Source organism: Sporosarcina sp. P19 (genome assembly GCF_002743165.1).
In the GTDB taxonomy this organism is placed as follows: domain Bacteria; phylum Bacillota; class Bacilli; order Bacillales_A; family Planococcaceae; genus Sporosarcina; species Sporosarcina ureae.
In genome coordinates this window covers 579,954-597,468 of sequence record NZ_PDYR01000001.1, presented here as the reverse complement: position 1 = coordinate 597,468, position 17,515 = coordinate 579,954, and the positions used below count along the sequence as shown (strand labels likewise).

20 protein-coding genes and 1 other annotated feature are annotated in these 17,515 nt (G+C 42.9%); of the genes, 1 reads left to right on the top strand and 19 read right to left on the bottom strand.

Going from position 1 to position 17,515, the window contains the following annotated elements:
* Positions 1-42: 42 nt before the first annotated feature.
* Genes CSV74_RS02990 through CSV74_RS02955 form a run of 8 tightly spaced genes read right to left on the bottom strand, consistent with a single transcriptional unit; the run spans position 43 to position 5,022 of the window.
* Positions 43-783 carry a class I SAM-dependent DNA methyltransferase gene (locus CSV74_RS02990; protein WP_099690509.1) on the bottom strand — a complete coding sequence of 247 codons (741 nt, stop codon included), beginning with the start codon at positions 781-783 and terminating at the stop codon, positions 43-45.
* Positions 780-1,124, bottom strand: a complete 345-nt coding sequence (rsfS, locus tag CSV74_RS02985) for a ribosome silencing factor (RefSeq protein WP_029054662.1) — start codon at positions 1,122-1,124, stop codon at positions 780-782. The genes CSV74_RS02990 and rsfS overlap by 4 nt, the downstream gene beginning before the upstream one ends.
* Before the next feature lie 3 nt (positions 1,125-1,127).
* Positions 1,128-1,700, bottom strand: a complete 573-nt coding sequence (gene yqeK, locus CSV74_RS02980) for a bis(5'-nucleosyl)-tetraphosphatase (symmetrical) YqeK (protein WP_029054661.1) — start codon at positions 1,698-1,700, stop codon at positions 1,128-1,130.
* On the bottom strand, positions 1,681-2,259 hold the full coding sequence (locus CSV74_RS02975) for a nicotinate-nucleotide adenylyltransferase (RefSeq protein ID WP_029054660.1): 579 nt from the start codon (positions 2,257-2,259) through the stop codon (positions 1,681-1,683). Before CSV74_RS02975 ends, yqeK begins: the two co-directional genes overlap by 20 nt.
* A 10-nt stretch (positions 2,260-2,269) precedes the next feature.
* Positions 2,270-2,560 carry a ribosome assembly RNA-binding protein YhbY gene (yhbY, locus tag CSV74_RS02970; RefSeq protein WP_099690508.1) on the bottom strand — a complete coding sequence of 97 codons (291 nt, stop codon included), beginning with the start codon at positions 2,558-2,560 and terminating at the stop codon, positions 2,270-2,272.
* A gap of 2 nt (positions 2,561-2,562) precedes the next feature.
* On the bottom strand, positions 2,563-3,384 hold the full coding sequence (aroE, locus tag CSV74_RS02965; protein WP_099690507.1) for a shikimate dehydrogenase: 822 nt from the start codon (positions 3,382-3,384) through the stop codon (positions 2,563-2,565).
* A 22-nt stretch (positions 3,385-3,406) separates the two neighbouring features.
* On the bottom strand, positions 3,407-4,507 hold the full coding sequence (yqeH, locus tag CSV74_RS02960) for a ribosome biogenesis GTPase YqeH (protein ID WP_199170302.1): 1,101 nt from the start codon (positions 4,505-4,507) through the stop codon (positions 3,407-3,409).
* Between the two features lie 2 nt (positions 4,508-4,509).
* Positions 4,510-5,022 carry a YqeG family HAD IIIA-type phosphatase gene (locus CSV74_RS02955; RefSeq protein WP_099690572.1) on the bottom strand — a complete coding sequence of 171 codons (513 nt, stop codon included), beginning with the start codon at positions 5,020-5,022 and terminating at the stop codon, positions 4,510-4,512.
* 158 nt (positions 5,023-5,180) lie between these two features.
* Here CSV74_RS02955 and sigK point away from each other — a divergent pair, with 158 nt between their 5' ends.
* Positions 5,181-5,879, top strand: coding sequence for an RNA polymerase sporulation sigma factor SigK (gene sigK / locus CSV74_RS02950; protein ID WP_029054655.1), 699 nt, complete (start codon positions 5,181-5,183; stop codon positions 5,877-5,879).
* A gap of 220 nt (positions 5,880-6,099) precedes the next feature.
* On the opposite strand, the gene mtnN is transcribed toward sigK, so the two are convergent.
* The 11 genes from mtnN to recD2 form a co-directional block, all read right to left on the bottom strand.
* Positions 6,100-6,792 carry a 5'-methylthioadenosine/S-adenosylhomocysteine nucleosidase gene (gene mtnN, locus CSV74_RS02945; protein ID WP_099690505.1) on the bottom strand — a complete coding sequence of 231 codons (693 nt, stop codon included), beginning with the start codon at positions 6,790-6,792 and terminating at the stop codon, positions 6,100-6,102.
* Positions 6,793-6,864: 72 nt separating this feature from the next.
* Positions 6,865-7,587 carry a DUF1510 family protein gene (locus CSV74_RS02940; protein WP_158231735.1) on the bottom strand — a complete coding sequence of 241 codons (723 nt, stop codon included), beginning with the start codon at positions 7,585-7,587 and terminating at the stop codon, positions 6,865-6,867.
* A gap of 101 nt (positions 7,588-7,688) precedes the next feature.
* Entirely contained in the window at positions 7,689-8,165 is a 477-nt protein-coding gene (gene greA, locus CSV74_RS02935; protein WP_029054652.1) for a transcription elongation factor GreA, read from the bottom strand.
* Positions 8,166-8,384: 219 nt separating this feature from the next.
* On the bottom strand, positions 8,385-9,020 hold the full coding sequence (gene udk, locus CSV74_RS02930; RefSeq protein WP_099690503.1) for a uridine kinase: 636 nt from the start codon (positions 9,018-9,020) through the stop codon (positions 8,385-8,387).
* A 26-nt stretch (positions 9,021-9,046) separates the two neighbouring features.
* Complete coding sequence (locus CSV74_RS02925; RefSeq protein ID WP_099690502.1) at positions 9,047-9,685, bottom strand: O-methyltransferase; 639 nt, start codon at positions 9,683-9,685, stop codon at positions 9,047-9,049.
* Positions 9,686-9,708: 23 nt separating this feature from the next.
* Positions 9,709-10,887 (bottom strand): endolytic transglycosylase MltG, encoded by a 1,179-nt coding sequence (gene mltG, locus CSV74_RS02920; RefSeq protein WP_099690571.1) that lies wholly within the window; start codon positions 10,885-10,887, stop codon positions 9,709-9,711.
* Between the two features lie 52 nt (positions 10,888-10,939).
* Entirely contained in the window at positions 10,940-11,227 is a 288-nt protein-coding gene (locus CSV74_RS02915; RefSeq protein WP_029054648.1) for a DUF1292 domain-containing protein, read from the bottom strand.
* Positions 11,228-11,240: 13 nt separating this feature from the next.
* On the bottom strand, positions 11,241-11,660 hold the full coding sequence (gene ruvX, locus CSV74_RS02910; protein ID WP_099669103.1) for a Holliday junction resolvase RuvX: 420 nt from the start codon (positions 11,658-11,660) through the stop codon (positions 11,241-11,243).
* Entirely contained in the window at positions 11,657-11,929 is a 273-nt protein-coding gene (locus CSV74_RS02905) for an IreB family regulatory phosphoprotein (RefSeq protein WP_029054646.1), read from the bottom strand. Before CSV74_RS02905 ends, ruvX begins: the two co-directional genes overlap by 4 nt.
* Positions 11,930-12,134: 205 nt before the next feature.
* Entirely contained in the window at positions 12,135-14,768 is a 2,634-nt protein-coding gene (gene alaS / locus CSV74_RS02900) for an alanine--tRNA ligase (protein ID WP_099690501.1), read from the bottom strand.
* A gap of 42 nt (positions 14,769-14,810) precedes the next feature.
* Positions 14,811-15,017, bottom strand: a binding site (T-box leader).
* 39 nt (positions 15,018-15,056) lie between these two features.
* Positions 15,057-17,483, bottom strand: coding sequence for an SF1B family DNA helicase RecD2 (gene recD2 / locus CSV74_RS02895; RefSeq protein WP_099690500.1), 2,427 nt, complete (start codon positions 17,481-17,483; stop codon positions 15,057-15,059).
* Positions 17,484-17,515: the final 32 nt, after the last annotated feature.

Below are 17,515 nucleotides of genomic sequence, written 5' to 3'. Positions count from 1 at the left end.
AGTCTCATTAACTATACCCGATTCCGAAATACTATGGTAGCCCTATTTTCGAACTTGGAAGAATATTCTTTCACTCTCTTCTTCAGGTGCTTCATCTTCCCAGTCTGCAAAAATCCGTTCAATATGAAATCCAACTTCTTCGAGCATTTGAACATATTCCGGTACTGCAAACGATCGTTGCATATGTACTTCGTCAAAACGTTGATAGGAATCATCTTCTTGTTTTACGAAAAACGCTAGCTCAGAATAAATCGAGTGATTCTCTTCTCCAGGGGCAGTTTGCCAAATATAAGCAATACGTCGATTATCAAAAACAAAAGGTCCTTCAAGGAAGATCTCATCCATTTTACATAATGAATGCACATCAAAGAGCAATACGCCGCCTGTAGCAAGCGCTCCATAAATCCGGCGGAACGTTTCCACGACATCTCGCTGCTCTATTACATAATTCAATGAATCGATTGAGATAACGGCAGCGTCAAATGTATCTTCTACATCCAATCGTTGCATAGGTTGCTCGATAAACCGAATATCTAAAGAAAGTGACTGCGCACGACGCGAAGCAACCTCGAGCATATCAGCGGAAAGATCAATGCCGGTGACGTGTGCTCCTTTTTTCGCCAGCATGGCAGAAAGCAAGCCGGTTCCGCAACCTATATCCAATACTTTTTTCCCTGAAACGCCAGCAGACGCCAAATCGAGTAACTCGACATAGGCGTCATACGGGATATCATTCATTAGTTCGTCATAAATGGATGCGAACGCTGAATAGGAAGAACTCATATTTCATCCTCAACGTTTAGTAACTGTGCGTCTCCCCATAGCTTTTCCAAGTTATAAAATCCACGTTCGTCTCTGTGGAATACGTGAACGACTACATCGAGAAGATCGATTAAAATCCAACGGCCCGCGTCGAATCCTTCCAAACGTTTCACGGTGTAGCCTTCTTTAGAAGCAACATCTGCTACTTCACGTGCGATGGCCTGCACTTGTCTTTCAGAGTTCGCATGACAAATGATGAATTGATCAGCAATAAGTGAGATGCCCTCCATGTTTAATACTACGATGTCTTCTGCTTTCTTACTATCTACTGCTTCATAAGCTAATTCCAATAATGTTGGCATATTTCACTGTTCCTTTCTTCTACGTACATGTTCATTATAGCAGTCAAATGAATGTGGGAAAATGACTGCGTATCGTTGAACTAAAAATTTAAATGTATGCTGGATGCATTCTGTCATTTGATCTTCCAGCGGTTCACCGTCAATACGTTGGCGTAATTCTTCGATACCCGGAAACTTTCTTCCTGGTTCGATTAAATCAGCGATATAGATCACTTTCTCTAACTCGCTCATTTCTGCACGTCCCGTCGTATGAAAACGGATGGCCTGCAAGATGTCGTGATCTTCTACTCCATAACGTTCTTTCGCAAGCATAGCTCCAACTGGCGCATGCCATAATTCGGCGTGATACTGTGCATAGAGCTCATACTCTTCGTCACGTTTTAGTAATTCGAGTAATTCATCTTTATCCATAAACTTGGCGTAATCATGAAATAGGCCAGCAATTTCAGCCTTTTCTACTGACACACCCACTTCTTCAGCTAATTTCTTTGCAGTGTCCGTGACACGCAGTACGTGCTCATAACGCGCCTTAGGTAAGCGTTGTTCTAGATCATTTTTAACTTGTTGTAGATCCATATAATCTCTCCTCTCGAATGTAAGCCTCGACAGCCGGGGGAATCAAAAGTTGCACGGTTCCACCTTCTACAAAACGTTGGCGGATCAATGTGGATGACAAATCAAGTTGTGGTGTTTCTACCAATTGTACCGGGATTGCAGAAGCGTTATCAGCACCTGGGCGTTTTACACCGATAAACGTAACGATATCGAGTAAATCCTCAATCCGGTACCATGTCGGTAACTGATCGATCATATCTCCACCAATAATGAAATGAAAGTGAACATCAGCTTCGTCTTGTACGAGTTGTGACATTGTATCATATGTAAAAGATACACCGCCGCGCTCCATCTCAAACGACGACGCACGCAAGCCATCCACTTCATCTACCGCCAGTTTCACCATTTGTAGGCGTTGCTCGGCTGTCGCGTCGCCTACCGCCACCTTATGTGGCGGGACTGCAGTAGGCATCAACCATACCTCATCTAGCTGCAGTGCATAACGCACTTCATTGGCGATCAATAAATGTCCAGTGTGTGGCGGATTGAAAGTTCCGCCCAAAATGCCGATTCGTTTCATCTAATTCTCCTTACGGTAATTGTATGCGTTTTTTCTCTGTCGATTCCCTGTATAAAACAATGGTGTTACCGATGACTTGGACTACGTGAATACCTTTATACGCACCCATTTTTTCAGCAATTTCATTTTTATCTCCTTCGCAATTTTGAAGTACGCTCACTTTAAGTAGTTCACGTGCTTCGAGCGCCTCGTCGATTTGCACGAGGATCGCATCAGTCAAACCACTTTTCCCAATTTGGAATAATGAATCCAAATGATGTGCTTCGCTACGTAAAAATCTTTTTTGTTTACCTGTTAACATGTTTACCCGCCAACTTTCATTGTAATCATATCGATCATTTTTTTCGTGTCAGGATAGACACCTGTCCACTTTTCAAAAGCGAGGGCCCCTTGATGAACGAACATTCCTACACCGTTCATCGTCTTGGCTCCTGCTTGTTTTGCTTGTCGTAAAAATTCAGTTTCGAGCGGATTGTAAATAATGTCCGCTACCACTGCACCGTTTGCGACTTTCTTTGGATTAAGCGGTATTCCTTCTTGTGCAAAGTTCATACCGACCGATGTCGTTTGCACTACAAGTCCAAACTCACCGAGACGATCTTCCGCGTCTTCAATAGAGATCGCATGCCCGTCCTTCATATCCGCCGCTAATTCTGCAGATCTCGAAGCGGTGCGATTCGTGAAGTAGAGAGGACCGTAGCCAGCCGATTGCAGTGCAAAGGCGATGCCTCTAGCTGCACCGCCAGCTCCAATTAGTAATACAGAACCTTTAACTAAGTCCGTAAACTCTTCCAACGACTTCACGAATCCGGCCCCATCCGTATTGGCACCGATTAGTTTACCCTCATCTGTTTGATACACTGTGTTGACCGCATTCATCACCGCTGCCGATTCGTCCACTTCGTCGAGGAAAGGAAGAATCGCTTGCTTGTGGGGTACCGTCACATTAAAACCACTACATCCGAGTGAACGTAAACTATTTATCGTCTGTTCCAAACTTCCGGCTGTTGCATGAATCGGTATATACGTTGCATGCAATGCATTTTCTTTAAACCACTGATCATGCATGACCGGTGACATCGATTGCGCGATGGGATCGCCTACTACCGCATACCATTTTTTCATCTGGTAATCCCTCCTGTCCCTCTTAAATCAATGAAGGTCTGACTTCGACATTCACACCTTTTGGTGCATGTACAGCTACTTTTACATTGGCGTGCTGAAGTGTAATCCAGCCAAGGCCTGAAATCACTAAGTCCGTCTTTGCTTCTTTAATCGAAAATTCATGACGCACAAGTGACGGCAACTTCTCAAGTGATGCAGGTCCTGGCGGAGATAGCATGTCACCAAGATGGTTTTTGTACAATTCATCCGCATTTTCTAACTTCGTCCGATGAACTGGCAAACCATTGGCTGTATAGATGTTGAAGGAGGAGCGTCCACCTTGAATGAAGTCAAAACGTGCTAGTCCGCCGATAAATAATGTTTGTTCAGCATTCAGCTGATAGACTTTCGGCTTCAGTTCTTTCTTCGGTGTAATCAACTTCAAATCATGAGGATCCAAGTGATGGGCCATTTGATGATCGTTGATAATCCCTGGTGTATCCATCAGCATTTTTCCGTCGTCCAATGGAATTTCCACTACATCGAGGGTTGTCCCCGGGAAATAAGATGTCGTAATGACATCTTGCATACCGGTCGCATCTTTAATAATCCGATTAATGAACGTAGATTTTCCTACATTTGTACAACCGACTACGTAGACGTCCTTGCCCTTACGGTACTTCTCAATCGCGTCGAGCGCTTCACTCATACCATTGCCTTTTACAGCTGATACGAGCAACACATCGATTGGTTTCAGTCCTAGCTTTGCAGCTTCTGCCTTCATCCAATTTTTCACTCGTTGCGGATTAATCGCTTTCGGTAGAATATCTGCCTTGTTACCAATTAATAAAATATCTTTCTTGCCCACAAAGCGATGCAAGCCGTTGATCCAACTACCGTTGAAATCAAAAATATCTACTACTTTGACGATCAAGCCTTGTTTTTCACCAATTCCATTTAAAATCGCTAAAAAGTCGTCTCCTGATAAGGACACTGGCTGTAATTCGTTATAATTTCGTAATTTAAAGCAACGTTGGCATATGACATCTTCTTTTTCTAATGAAGCTGGTGGCGCATAGCCCTCCATTGTCTTGTCTGTTGTTTGGATCGTAATACCGCATCCAATACACTTGATCAATTCCAAATTTAGTCCTCCCACGTGAGTAGTCCTTTTCTTTTAAACCTTGCCATAATCCGTCGTTCAATCGCACGATTGAACTTCGTAATCGTCGCATCGGAACTTGCTACAGGGACGACCAATATTGACTGCAGCCCCACCCGATTCGCACCTAAGACATCCGTTAGCAATTGATCGCCAATCATGACGACTTCATTTTTTGGCAAGCCTAATGTAGCAAGTGCCTGATGAAATGACTTTTTCATCGGCTTCCGTGCTTCGCAAATATACGGGATGCCTAATGGATCACAAAAGTGACTGACGCGTTCTATATGGTTATTGGATACAACAGTAATTTGCAAACCGGCATCGCGCATAGACTTGAACCACGCCATTATATCTTGCGTAGCATCCGCACGATCCCATTCAACGAGTGTGTTATCTAAATCTGTAATAATGCCCTTAAAACCATTTTCAAGAAGGTCTTCTGGTTTGATCAATAATACGGATTTTACATAAGCACTCGGTAAAAAATGATTCAACACATTATCCTCTCCGCCCTACAACAAATTCTTGTCTGATTATAACATAGTTGTGTGACATGCACGCACAACTATGTCTGATTTTAACGCTTTTCTTGTCAGTGGTAGACCATCTGTATTTTGCATAGAGTAAACTACTACTAATCGGAGGTGGTCATATGAGCGGGTTTTTCCTGGCCGTCATGCAATTATGGTTAGAGATCCCCGCGCTAATCGGTTATATCAGAGGGCAAGCGTTCCTTCGTCCGTTGTCTAAGAAAGAAGAAGAAGAGTGCCTGAGACGATTAGCTGAAGGCGATGTAAGTGCACGTGATGAACTTATTGAACACAATATGCGTTTGGTCGCCCATATCGTCAAGAAGTTCCAGCCAAAGCACGAACTACTTGATGATTATATTTCCATAGGGGCGATTGGTCTGATGAAAGCCGTCAACAGCTTTACGCCAGATCGTAAAACCAAGCTAGCGACGTATGCTGCACGCTGTATTGAAAATGAAATTCTTATGTATTTACGAACACAGAAAAAAGTACAAAAAGATGTGTCCCTCTACGAACCAATTGGCATGGATAAAGATGGCCAATCCCTGGAAATCGCAGACCTCCTTCAAACAAACGACATACCTCCACAAACAACCGTAGAACAAAATGAACAAAAAGAGCGGCTCTACCGTCATTTGGATAAGCTCGATTCACGCGAGTTAGAAATCATTCAAAGACGCTACGGCTTGCTAGATGACCAGCCAATGACACAAAAAGAAATTGCCGAGCAACTAAATATTTCTAGGAGTTATGTTTCACGTATCGAGAAACGAGCGATCGTCAAATTGTACCAATCATTCAAGCATGAATATCAATAATGCAAAAAGCGTTTCCGATTATGCGTCAGAGGGCCACAGCCCCCGCATATCGGAAACGCTTTGTTTCTTTTCTCAGTCAGCTTTAACCTCGCGTAAAATTATTGCTGCCAATAGTGCCGTGACGATAAATACGCCACCCATTAAGAATTCCATTAAATGTCCCTCCTCTCAACCAAACGAACTGCTAGTCTGTCTACTTAGACATTTTATCATAGAACGATCAAAGTTTCGAGATGACGCGCAAAACAATCTGTGACGAGTGTTTGGCAGCCAGAGGTAAAAACTCTTCAAAGCTGACGGTCGATTCTTTCCCAGCAATATCAGATAGCGCACGGATGACAACACATCGCGTATTGAACTGATAACAGACTTGCGCAACAGCGGCCGCTTCCATTTCTACAGCGATTACGCGTGGGAAACGATTTTTAACTTGTAAGACTTTTTCAGGATCAGCCATGAACGTATCAGCTGAAGCGATAGTTCCTACAGCATGTTGATATGTATCTAACTCAATTACAGCTTCTCTAGCAAAATCGATCAGTTCAGAATCTGAAGGAAAGCTTGCAGGAAGTTGTGGCACTTGGCCTAGCTCGTAGCCGAATGCAGTGGCATCGACATCATGATGCAGGACATAGTCAGATATTACAATCGTTCCAACCTCGAGCTCAGGATTAGTTCCACCAGCAGAACCTGTATTCAAGACTACGTCAGGTTTGTAGTTTTGCAACAGGATCGTTGTGGCCATGGCAGCATTTACTTTCCCGATACCACTCTTCGTCACGATCACTTGATGCTTGCCTACTTTTCCTTCAATAAACTCACAGTTACCAATGGTTGTGATTTTTCCAATTCCAATCTCTCTGCGTAATATTTCAACTTCTTCCTCCATTGCACCCACGATTGCTATTTTCATTTATGCCCTCTCCTCTTTTTCACTAACTAGAATGTACTGCACGATAGGCAGCACATCGGTAGGTTGATTCACTTACTTCATTACTTCCATTTTCACAGGTTTCCAGCCTTGGCCGTCCACCCACTCAAGGTATACTTTGAATTTTTTGGAATTGTCTTTGCTTCTAACAATACCTTCTGACTTTTGAGGACTGCCGCCATTTTGAATACGTTCAAAGTACAATTGATCTTCAGACATGCCGGTTGCATAAGAAATAGCTTTCTTTTTCTCATACCAGTCATCGGACTGACCATCGTATTTCGAAACGTGCTCTCCAGTTTGCTTTGTTCCAATTGGTTTCCAGTCAGGATTAACCACAACTTTCTTGCCTGAATCCGGTGAAGCTTCTTTCTTCGGCTTGTCCTGTTTAGGTTGTTCTTTTTTCGGCGCTTCTACCACTGGCGCTTCAGGTTCTTCAACCACTTCATTTACCACTTCGTTATTTTCTTCAGGAGCCTGAACTTCTGGTTCATCCATTTCTTCCGACTCTGCATCTTCAGCTTCAGGCTTGTCCGCCTCGTCTTCATCGTCTAAGACGATAGGTTCAATTGGTGCTGCATCGGACTGCGTGGATTGCTCCGGCTTGTCAATTGCCACTTCATTTTTATCGTCATCACCTGTGAGAAAGATTATTGCAACAACCGCAATGAGAAATACCACTACACCAATTGAAATATTCAATGCTCTATTCACTTTGCTCGCTTTACTGCCTTTTTTTCTAGACGTTCTCGAATACTTCGGATTTTGATCTGCCATTTCAGACATCTCCTTTACTATGAAATGAAATGCGTATACAACGGTGGAAAGAATTAAAAACGACAATACCGTCTTCTGCTAGTGAGAAGACGGTACGTGTGTCACTTTATCTCGAGTATTTCTACTGACATTTCACCGCCGGGAGTCTGGATCTTTACTTTATCATCTTTTTTCCGACCAATTAATGCTTTCGCAATTGGCGAGTCGTTCGAGATCATACCTTCCATTGGATTGGCTTCAGCGGAACCAACAATCGTATACGTCTCTTCTTCACCATCAGGAATTTCTTTAAAAGTAACTGTCTTGCCTAATTGCACTTCATCCGTATTCAATTCATCTTCAGTAATAATGACGGCATTACGAATCATTCCTTCAATAGAAGAAATCTTTCCTTCAACAAATGCCTGATCCTCTTTCGCTGAATCGTACTCGGAGTTTTCCGATAAGTCACCGTAGCTACGTGCGATTTTAATGCGTTCTACTACTTCTACACGTTTAACCGTTTTCAATTGCTCTAGCTCTTCTTCTAACTTCGCTTTACCTGCAGCCGTCATTGGAAATTTCTTTTCTGAAACCATGTAATAACACTCCTCAAATGTCTGTTCATAAAAAATACTATGTCACACTAACTTCAATTATGTGACATAGCAGAACTATTTTAGTTTTGACTATACTCTTTTCCGTTCATTATTGTAATCTGAACGAAAAAAAGCCCTTGCTTATCTTGCGTGCATCCTAGTTTTTCTATAGAAAGACCGGCGAATGCTAAATTAATTTAAAATTATGTCATCATCATATTATACTTCGTCGACAGAAGCAAGAATTGTTTTTATCTTCGTGACCATCAAATCGATGGCGACCGCATTCTCGCCGCCTTCCGGAATGATTATATCAGCATACTTTTTTGTCGGTTCAATAAATTGGTTATGCATCAGGCGCACAACCGTTACGTATTGCTCGACAACAGAATCTACTGTGCGTCCACGATCATGGATATCTCGTAAAATTCGACGAATAATACGAATATCAGAATCCGTATCAACAAACAGCTTGATATCCATAAGATCTCGCAATCGTTCATCTTCCAACACGAGAATTCCTTCAAGAATGATGACATCTTGTGAATCTACAGTTACTTTTTCAGCTGAACGTGTATGCAATGTGTAATCGTATGTTGGCTTTTCGATTGACTGTCTGTTGATCAGCTGCCGGATATGTTGAATCAGTAGGTCGGTATCGAATGCTAATGGATGATCATAATTCGTTTTTAATCTTTCTTCAAACACTAAATGTGATTGGTCTTTATAGTAATCGTCTTGTTCAATGACTACGACCGAATGACCTTGGAATACCTCGTGTATCTTTTTTGTGACACTTGTCTTACCGGAGCCTGAACCACCGGTAATACCTATTACGACAGGTTTTTTCTTCACAGCGATTCCCCTTTGTAGCCTACTGTTTAGTACTTTTTCACAGCTATTAAAATGCCGTCACCTATTGGTACAAGGGACGTTTCATAGTGATCATTCTGCATCGCCCAGCTCGTGAATTGTTGCAAGTTTCGGATCATTGTCCGGTTGCGTTTTGGTATGTCTGCATCTTCCAACAGCACCATACCATGCATAAACATATTATCACAATAGATTACACCTGAAGAACCGACAAGTGGGCTATATTTGTCGAAAAACTTTCGATATTGCCCTTTGGCTGCATCGATGAACAGTGTATCAAATGGTTCTTGTGGTAACTTGGTTTCGTCTAACTCGAGTGCGTCATCATGAATGATACTAATACGCTCTTGTAGTCCACTGCGCTCAATATATTCAACTGCTTTCTCATACCGTTCTGCGTCACGCTCGACTGTATAAATGACGGCTTCAGGAAAAGCTTTCGCTAATCGAATAGCTGAATAGCCAATTGCGCTTCCTATTTCAAGAATACGTTTCGGCTGCTGAATTTGCAGCAGCCCGATCAACGTATACAAGCCTGTATCGTCCATGATGGGCACACGATGCTCTGCAGCGTAGTGCTCCATCTCCACGATGAGCGGATCTTTTTCTTCTACAAAGCGGCTAATGTACGTATTGTAGTCCGTCATATTTACTTCCCCTTTACGACGTATTATTTATGTTGGCTGTCGATATACTTTGCTTTGTTTTTTAAATGTTCTTCATATGTTTTAGCAAAGTGATTAACGCCATCTTTATCTGCCAGGAAGAACAAGTATCCAGTATTGGATGGTTCTACTGTTGCCTGGAGAGAAGCAGTTCCAGCATTCGCAATGGGACCTGGCGGTAATCCTTTATTCTTATACGTATTATAGACATTTTCCACTTTCAAATCCTCATTCATGACGCGGGCTTTATGTTCCCCTAGTGCATATAAAACGGTTGGATCTGTCTGCAATGGCATATCTTGTTCAATACGGTTATTGAAGACGCTCGCAATCGTTTCGCGATCCGATTGGCCAGTTGCTTCTTTTTCTAACAAGGAAGCAAATGTCAGCATTTTATGAACTGAACGATTTTTGTCTTTCTCTGCCCAATACGCTTTATACGGTATGACGTTTTGCACAGTGGCATCCACCATCGTATCGACCACTTCTTTAACTGTAGGCTTTTCTTCAAAGAATGGGTAAGTAGCAGGGAATAAATAACCTTCTAGTGCATAACGTATATTCTCATTAAGAATTTCTTTTGTTATGACTTCTGGGTACTTGGCTATATATTCTTGAATGACTTGTTCATTCGTCACGTATTCCATAAACTGTTCTTTCGTAATCGTCGTCTTTTCACTTGTTCTTTCTGCAATCTGATCTATCGTTAACCCTTCCGGAATCGTAAGTGTAAATGCCGGTGTGCGATAGACTACACCTGTTTTCAGGCTCTTAATCAATTCATCTGGTGTCATAGACTGCGTTAATCCATACGTTCCAGCCTGAAAATCTGCTTCATTGTTTACTTTTGCATAGTATTTGAAAATCCGCGCATTTTTGATAATACCCGACTCTTGCAGTTTTTCCGAAATCATATCCAAACCTGAACCGATCGGAATTTCTACTTCTATAATTTTTTCCGAGTCCGGATCAACAGGCTCTAACGCACTTTTTATGTATGTATAGACCGAAAAACCTCCTACTATCCCTACAACCAACACGACCGCCACAATCCAAAACACTATTTTTCTAACGGTTCTCACTTCTTCCTTCTGTTCTAACATACGTTCAAACATGACATCTTTTTTTCTCTGGGGCTCTTTTCCCACAAGCCTCACCTCTTCTTCCGCTATAGATAACTCCATTAAAAAAGACGGAACGGTCAGCACCATTCCGCCCGTCACATGATATTATCGCTTACTCTTCTTCTTCAAGGAATGTGTTCAATACTTCTTCGATCATATCCCATTCTTCATCAGATTCGATTTCAAGAAGTGATCCGCCATCTTGTCCTTCTTCAGTCGGAATGAATGCAGATGCATGGATTTCAACTTCCTCGTCATCGTCTCTCTCTTCGCCATCTAAAATATGGTAAAGTACATATGATCTTTCATATTCTTTTGAATCAAAAGTTAAAATTACCTCACATACGTGCTCTTCGCCGTTCTCATCTACGATTGTCATTGTTTCTTGTCCGTGTTCCATTGTTTAATCACCTCTAGTTTTTTTGTGAATCCAAATAGCCTTGTAAAATCATGACAGCTGCCATTTTATCTATGACCGATTTACGTTTTTTACGGCTGACATCCGCTTCTATCAAAACGCGTTCAGCAGCCATAGTAGTTAATCGCTCATCCCATAATACGACAGGTAAACCGAACTTTTCGCGTAATTTCTCTGCGTACTGTTCGGAAGCTTCTCCACGGGGACCAATCGTATTATTCATATTCTTAGGGTACCCGACGACAAACTCCGTCACTTCGTATTCTTCTGTCAGCTGTTTGACTCGTTTCATCCCGAAAGAACCTACCGCTTCATCAATTTTGATCGTTTCGATTCCTTGGGCTGTCCAACCGAGACTATCGCTGATCGCGATGCCTACGGTTTTCGTGCCAACATCCAATCCCATAATTCTCATTCTGTCTTCCCTCTGTTTTCTCGGATATAGAACTTAACTAATTCTTCTAGAATTTCGTCTCGCTCCAATTTCCGGATCAGACTGCGTGCGTCTTCGTGTCGTGGAATGTAGGCTGGATCTCCAGATAATAAATAGCCGACCATCTGGTTAATTGGATTGTAACCTTTTTCTTCTAATGATTTGTAAACGTGGAGCATGACTGTTTTGACTTCTTCCTCCATTGACTCTTCAGGAAAGTTAAACTTCATCGTTTCATCGGACGAATTCATACTCGACACCCCGCTTTCCGATTTCCATTTATGTCTATAACGATCTACCGTCATGATATACATAGTACATAGATTGGTGGATCAACCGCCGTTCATATTCGCTTCTAGTCTGACTCTTACATCTGGGCATATACTTTAGGCATCCAAATGAAAACTAACTAGTTACATGTATCTATATTTTATGATTCATCGCTCTACATAATGGTTAAACAGATTTTACATAATCATACACGGATTGAAGCGCATCATCAAGTTTTGACGCATCTTTCGCTCCTGCCATCGCCATGTCAGGGCGTCCACCGCCTTTTCCGCCACAAAGTGACGCAACATGGTTGACGATTTTACCTGCGTGGTAGTTGCCACCTTTTAAGTCATCGGTAACACCAGCCGCCAGCATTACTTTCCCATCCGTTACTGTACCAAGTACAATGACGCCTTTGGAAGTTTTTTGTTTCATTTCATCAATCAATTGACGTAAACCGTTATTGTCTTTCACTTCTACAGTTGCAGAAATGACTGTCACGTCTTCGATCTGCTGAGCCGTTTCCATGACACTTGCCAATTGGCTGTTGCCCATCTTCGCTTGCAGTGATTCATTTTCGCGTTGAAGTTCTTTAAAGTCAGCGAGAATCGATTCGACTTTCGTCACGACTGTTTTCGGAGTCGCTTTTGCAGTTGCTGCTATTTCATCGATGATCGCTTGATCTTCTTTAAATGAACGGAATGCTTGTCCACCCGTGAAGGCCTCAATACGTCGGGTACCCGCTCCAATGCCGCCTTCTGAAACGATTTTGAATACGTTGATGTCAGACGTGTTGCGTACGTGACAACCTCCACAAAGCTCAACAGAGTAGTCACCGACTTTGACCACGCGAACGATATCACCGTATTTTTCACCGAACAATGCCATCGCACCCATTTCTTTTGCTTCTGCAATGGGTGAAATGATCGTATTGACAGGAGTACCTGCCCAAACTTGTTCATTGACCTGGAATTCGATACGCTCGAGTTCTTCTTTTGTGACTTGTCCAAAATGGGAGAAGTCAAAGCGAAGACGATCCGGTCCAACATATGAACCTGCTTGATTGACATGTTCACCAAGAACATCTTTTAACGCGCGGTGCAACAAGTGTGTAGCTGTGTGATTTTTAACTGTCAAATTGCGTGAGAACTCGTCCACTTTTACGTTAACTGATACGCCTTCATTCAATTCACCTGAACTGATGAAGACCGTATGCAAGTTCTGTCCATTAGGCGCTTTTTTGACGTCGCGAACTTCCGCTGTGAACGATTCATTGGAGATCGTTCCTTTATCCGCTACTTGACCGCCACTTTCTGCATAGAACGGAGTCTGATCCAACATAAGTTGTACCGTTTCTCCTTCAGATGCATGCGCGATACGTTCACCGTCTTGAACAAGGACATTGACGATTGCAGTTGTTTCTAGTTGACCATACCCAATGAATTCACTTGCTTCATGAATTTCACCAAGAACACCCGATTGCACATGCATGGAGTCGGATGTGGCACGCGCAGCACGTGCACGGTTTCGTTGCGCAGCCATTTCTTCGTCAAACCCGATACGATCGACTGCCACGTTTTCTTCAAGAGCAAATTCCTCTGTCAGTTCAAACGGGAAGCCGTATGTATCATAGAGCTTGAACGCGTCACTGCCTGAAACGATTGGTAAGTCTGAAGCTTTTGCCTTTTCAATGATTGTCGTTAGAATCGCCATACCGTCATGCAATGTTTCGTGGAAACGATCTTCCTCGTTTTTCACAACTTTCATAATGAATGCCTGTTTGTCGTGAACTTCAGGGTAGAAGTCTTTCATGATATCTCCAACAATTGGCACCAGCATGTACATAAACGGCTTATCAATGCCTAATTGCTTCGCGAAACGAACTGCTCTTCTTAATAGACGGCGCAGAACATAGCCCCGGCCTTCATTGGAAGGTAGTGCTCCGTCTCCAATAGCGAATGCTACCGTGCGGATGTGATCCGAAATTACTTTAAACGCCGTGTCTGCTTGCGTAGTTTCACCGTATTTTCTGCCTGACACATTTTCAACTGCTTCAATGATCGGTAAGAACAAGTCTGTATCGAAATTCGTAGGCACATCCTGGATAACGGATGCCATGCGCTCAAGACCCATTCCTGTATCAATGTTTTTCTTCGGTAGCGGTGTGTACGTGTGATCAGGATTATGATTGAACTCAGAGAATACTAAGTTCCAAATTTCCAAATAGCGTTCGTTTTCTCCACCTGGATATAATTCAGGATCTGAGAAATCGTCACCGTAAGTTGGTCCACGATCGTAGAAGATTTCGGAGTTCGGACCACTTGGACCTTCGCCGATATCCCAGAAGTTTCCTTCAAGACGAATGATACGCTCTTCCGGAATACCGATCTGATCTTTCCAGATTGCGTACGCCTCTTCATCTTCCGGATGGATCGTAATGGACAAGCGTTCTGGATCAAAACCAATCCATTGTTCATTTGTCAGGAAATCCCACGCACGAATAATGGCTTCTTCTTTGAAATAATCACCAATAGAAAAGTTGCCGAGCATTTCAAAGAACGTATGGTGACGTGCTGTATAGCCGACATTTTCAATATCGTTTGTGCGGATCGATTTTTGTGCATTCGCAATCCGCGGGTTTTCAGGAATCACTCGTCCATCAAAATATTTCTTCAATGTAGCGACTCCACTGTTGATCCATAGTAGTGATGCGTCATCAACTGGCACTAATGCAGCTGATGGTTCTACAGTATGCCCGTACTCTTTAAAATAGTCTAAAAACATTTGGCGAATTTCAGATGCCGTAAGTTTTCTCATCGTTTTGCTCCTCCTAAAATTAAAAAAACTCCACCCCTTGTATAAAGGGGCGAAGGTTTTATTGATCGCGGTACCACCCTAATTACCGCATGACGCGGTATCTCGAGTTGCCTTAACGCGGCAAGACGGCAGGGATTAGCCTGCAACTTCGGAATAGCGTTCGCTGTAGATCTGAGAGAGCTTTTTCAGCCAAGAAGCTCTTTTCTATGACACAGAATAAACAGGTACTTGTTCCTTCAACGTTTTTCAATATTTCTAAACGAATTATAGGAAAGTTCTTTCGCTTTGTCAATCAGTCACTTCAAGAAAGTCAAATGGTGACACGTTGTTCATGCCAACGAGCGGATCAATTCCAGTAAAATTGTCCATCGTTAACTTTGCCGGAGACGACTCTCGTGGTTCAACCGTCACTTTTGCAGGTGCTGTATTGCGCGTAATCGTTTCCTCAAGTTGTGTTGTCTGAACTTCTTGTGTTTCTCCTGTAATGCGTTCTTGTAGCGTTGTCTGTCGCTCTGTTTCATCAGTGCGTGCAATCCCCGCTTTAAATTCTTCCGCTTCACCGCACAGTATTAAGAAGTTCTTCGCCCGCGTAATCCCTGTATACAGTAGATTACGACGTAACATTTTCCGCTGACTTCTGACGATCGGCATGACGACAATCGGAAATTCACTACCTTGAGATTTGTGAATAGAACAACAATACGCCAGTGTCAACTGATTCAAATCGCTTCGTTCATACTGTACTTCATTGCCGTCGTATGAAACCACCATAATTGCTTTTTTGTCAGTAGTTTCTTTCGCTAACATGATCGCAACGACTTCTCCCATATCCCCGTTAAAGACATTGCTCTCCGGTTGATTGACGAGTTGTAGCACTTTATCTCCAATGCGATATATCGTTTCACCGAATACCATTTCTTTTCTTCCTTCTGCAGGTGGATTCGTCACTTCTTGAATCATTTTATTCAAGCCATCTATGCCTGCTGGACCTTTATACATCGGTGCCAGCACTTGGATGTCTTTAATGGAATGTCCTTTTGATGTTGCATTTTGAACAATTTGTTTAACCACAGGCAAAATTTGATCACTCGATGCTTTAATAAATGAGCGATCAGACGTCTTCTTCGTGACATCCATCGTCCATTCTTTGTGCTTGATCATATGTGCCATTTCAATGATTGTGGAGCCTTCACTTTGTCGGAAAATATCGGTCAGTTCAACAACTGGGATTTTTCCTGACTGCATGAAGTCATGCAACACTTGTCCGGGTCCAACGGAAGGTAGTTGATCTTGGTCTCCAACGAATAATAACTGTGCGTCGTTGCGGACAGCTTTTAACAGCTGATGCATGAGCCAAGTATCTACCATGGATGTTTCATCAATGATAATGAGATTGCCATCCACTTCGCGTTCCGTCTCTTCTTCGGTTTCCTGACCTGTAAATCCGAGTAGACGATGAATCGTCATGGCGGGTAATCCAGTCGATTCGGACATCCGCTTCGCTGCGCGCCCGGTAGGTGCTGCCAAAATAATCGGGAATGGTTCTTTTTTGCGTGCATATTCTTCAAGGTCTAGTGAAATGCCATGCAGTTCTGCATACGCCTCAACTAAGCCTCTAATCACGGTTGTTTTCCCTGTTCCTGGTCCACCTGTTAGCACAAGCAATGAAGAATGAAGAGCACGTTCGATGGCCTCTACTTGCGTTTCAGCATATTGCACTTCTAAACGTTCCTCAATTTCACCGATAGCTTTTCTAATTTCAGAAGCAGGAAATTGTTCAGCGACTTCATTTTCGAGAATTTTATTCACTTTAGCTGCAATACCAATTTCCGAGAAATAGAGAGAGGGCAAGTAGAGACGCTGCATTTCGGCAGACAGTGTGCCTTCTTCGACGAGTTCAATCACTGCTTGTGTGATCGATTCGTACGAGATGATATGTGCCTGACTTGATTCAAGTAACTGTTTTGCTTGCGGCAAGATCACCTCTGACTCCACGTAGACATGCCCTGCTGACTGTACTTCATTATGTACGCTGTAATAAACAGCTGCCTTTATACGCGCGGGATGATCTCCTACGATCCCGAGTTGCTTTGCCAGATCATCTGCACGTTGAAAGCCGATTCCTTCGATTTCCTTGATTAAACGGTATGGATTTTCCGTCAGAATCGTGATGGCGTCATCTTGATAGGCTTGATATATTCGCATAGCCACTTGCGGACCAAAGCCCCATTCATTCAGTTGCACCATTGTACGCTCAAGACCTAGATTCTCCTGCAAGACCGAAACAAGCGTATCTTTTCGTTCGTCACTCAAACGCGGGATTTGGTCCAGTACGCTGCGGTCTTCGAGAACTTTCTGGATGACGTTATTGCCGAGTGTCTTGACAATGTCAGTCGCTGTTTTCTTCCCTATTCCAGGAAACAAATCACCGGATAAGTAATGAATCAGACCCGCTTCTGTCGCAGGTAACTCTTTCGAGAACGTCTGCACATCGAACTGTTGTCCATGTACCGGATGGTTGACTAGTCGACCCGTAAATTTGTAATCTTCTTCCGCAACTAAAGGAGGGAATGACCCTTTAATCACTATTTCACTGTCGCGGTAATCGGTATTGGTGGAAGTGACTTTTAGCTTAACGATGGAAAATAGATTCGTCGTATTATGAAAAATCGTCACGACCGGTCTGCCGATTATATATGGTGCTGTTTCACTCATCGCTAGGGCTCCCTCCTTTTTTAGCTGATGTA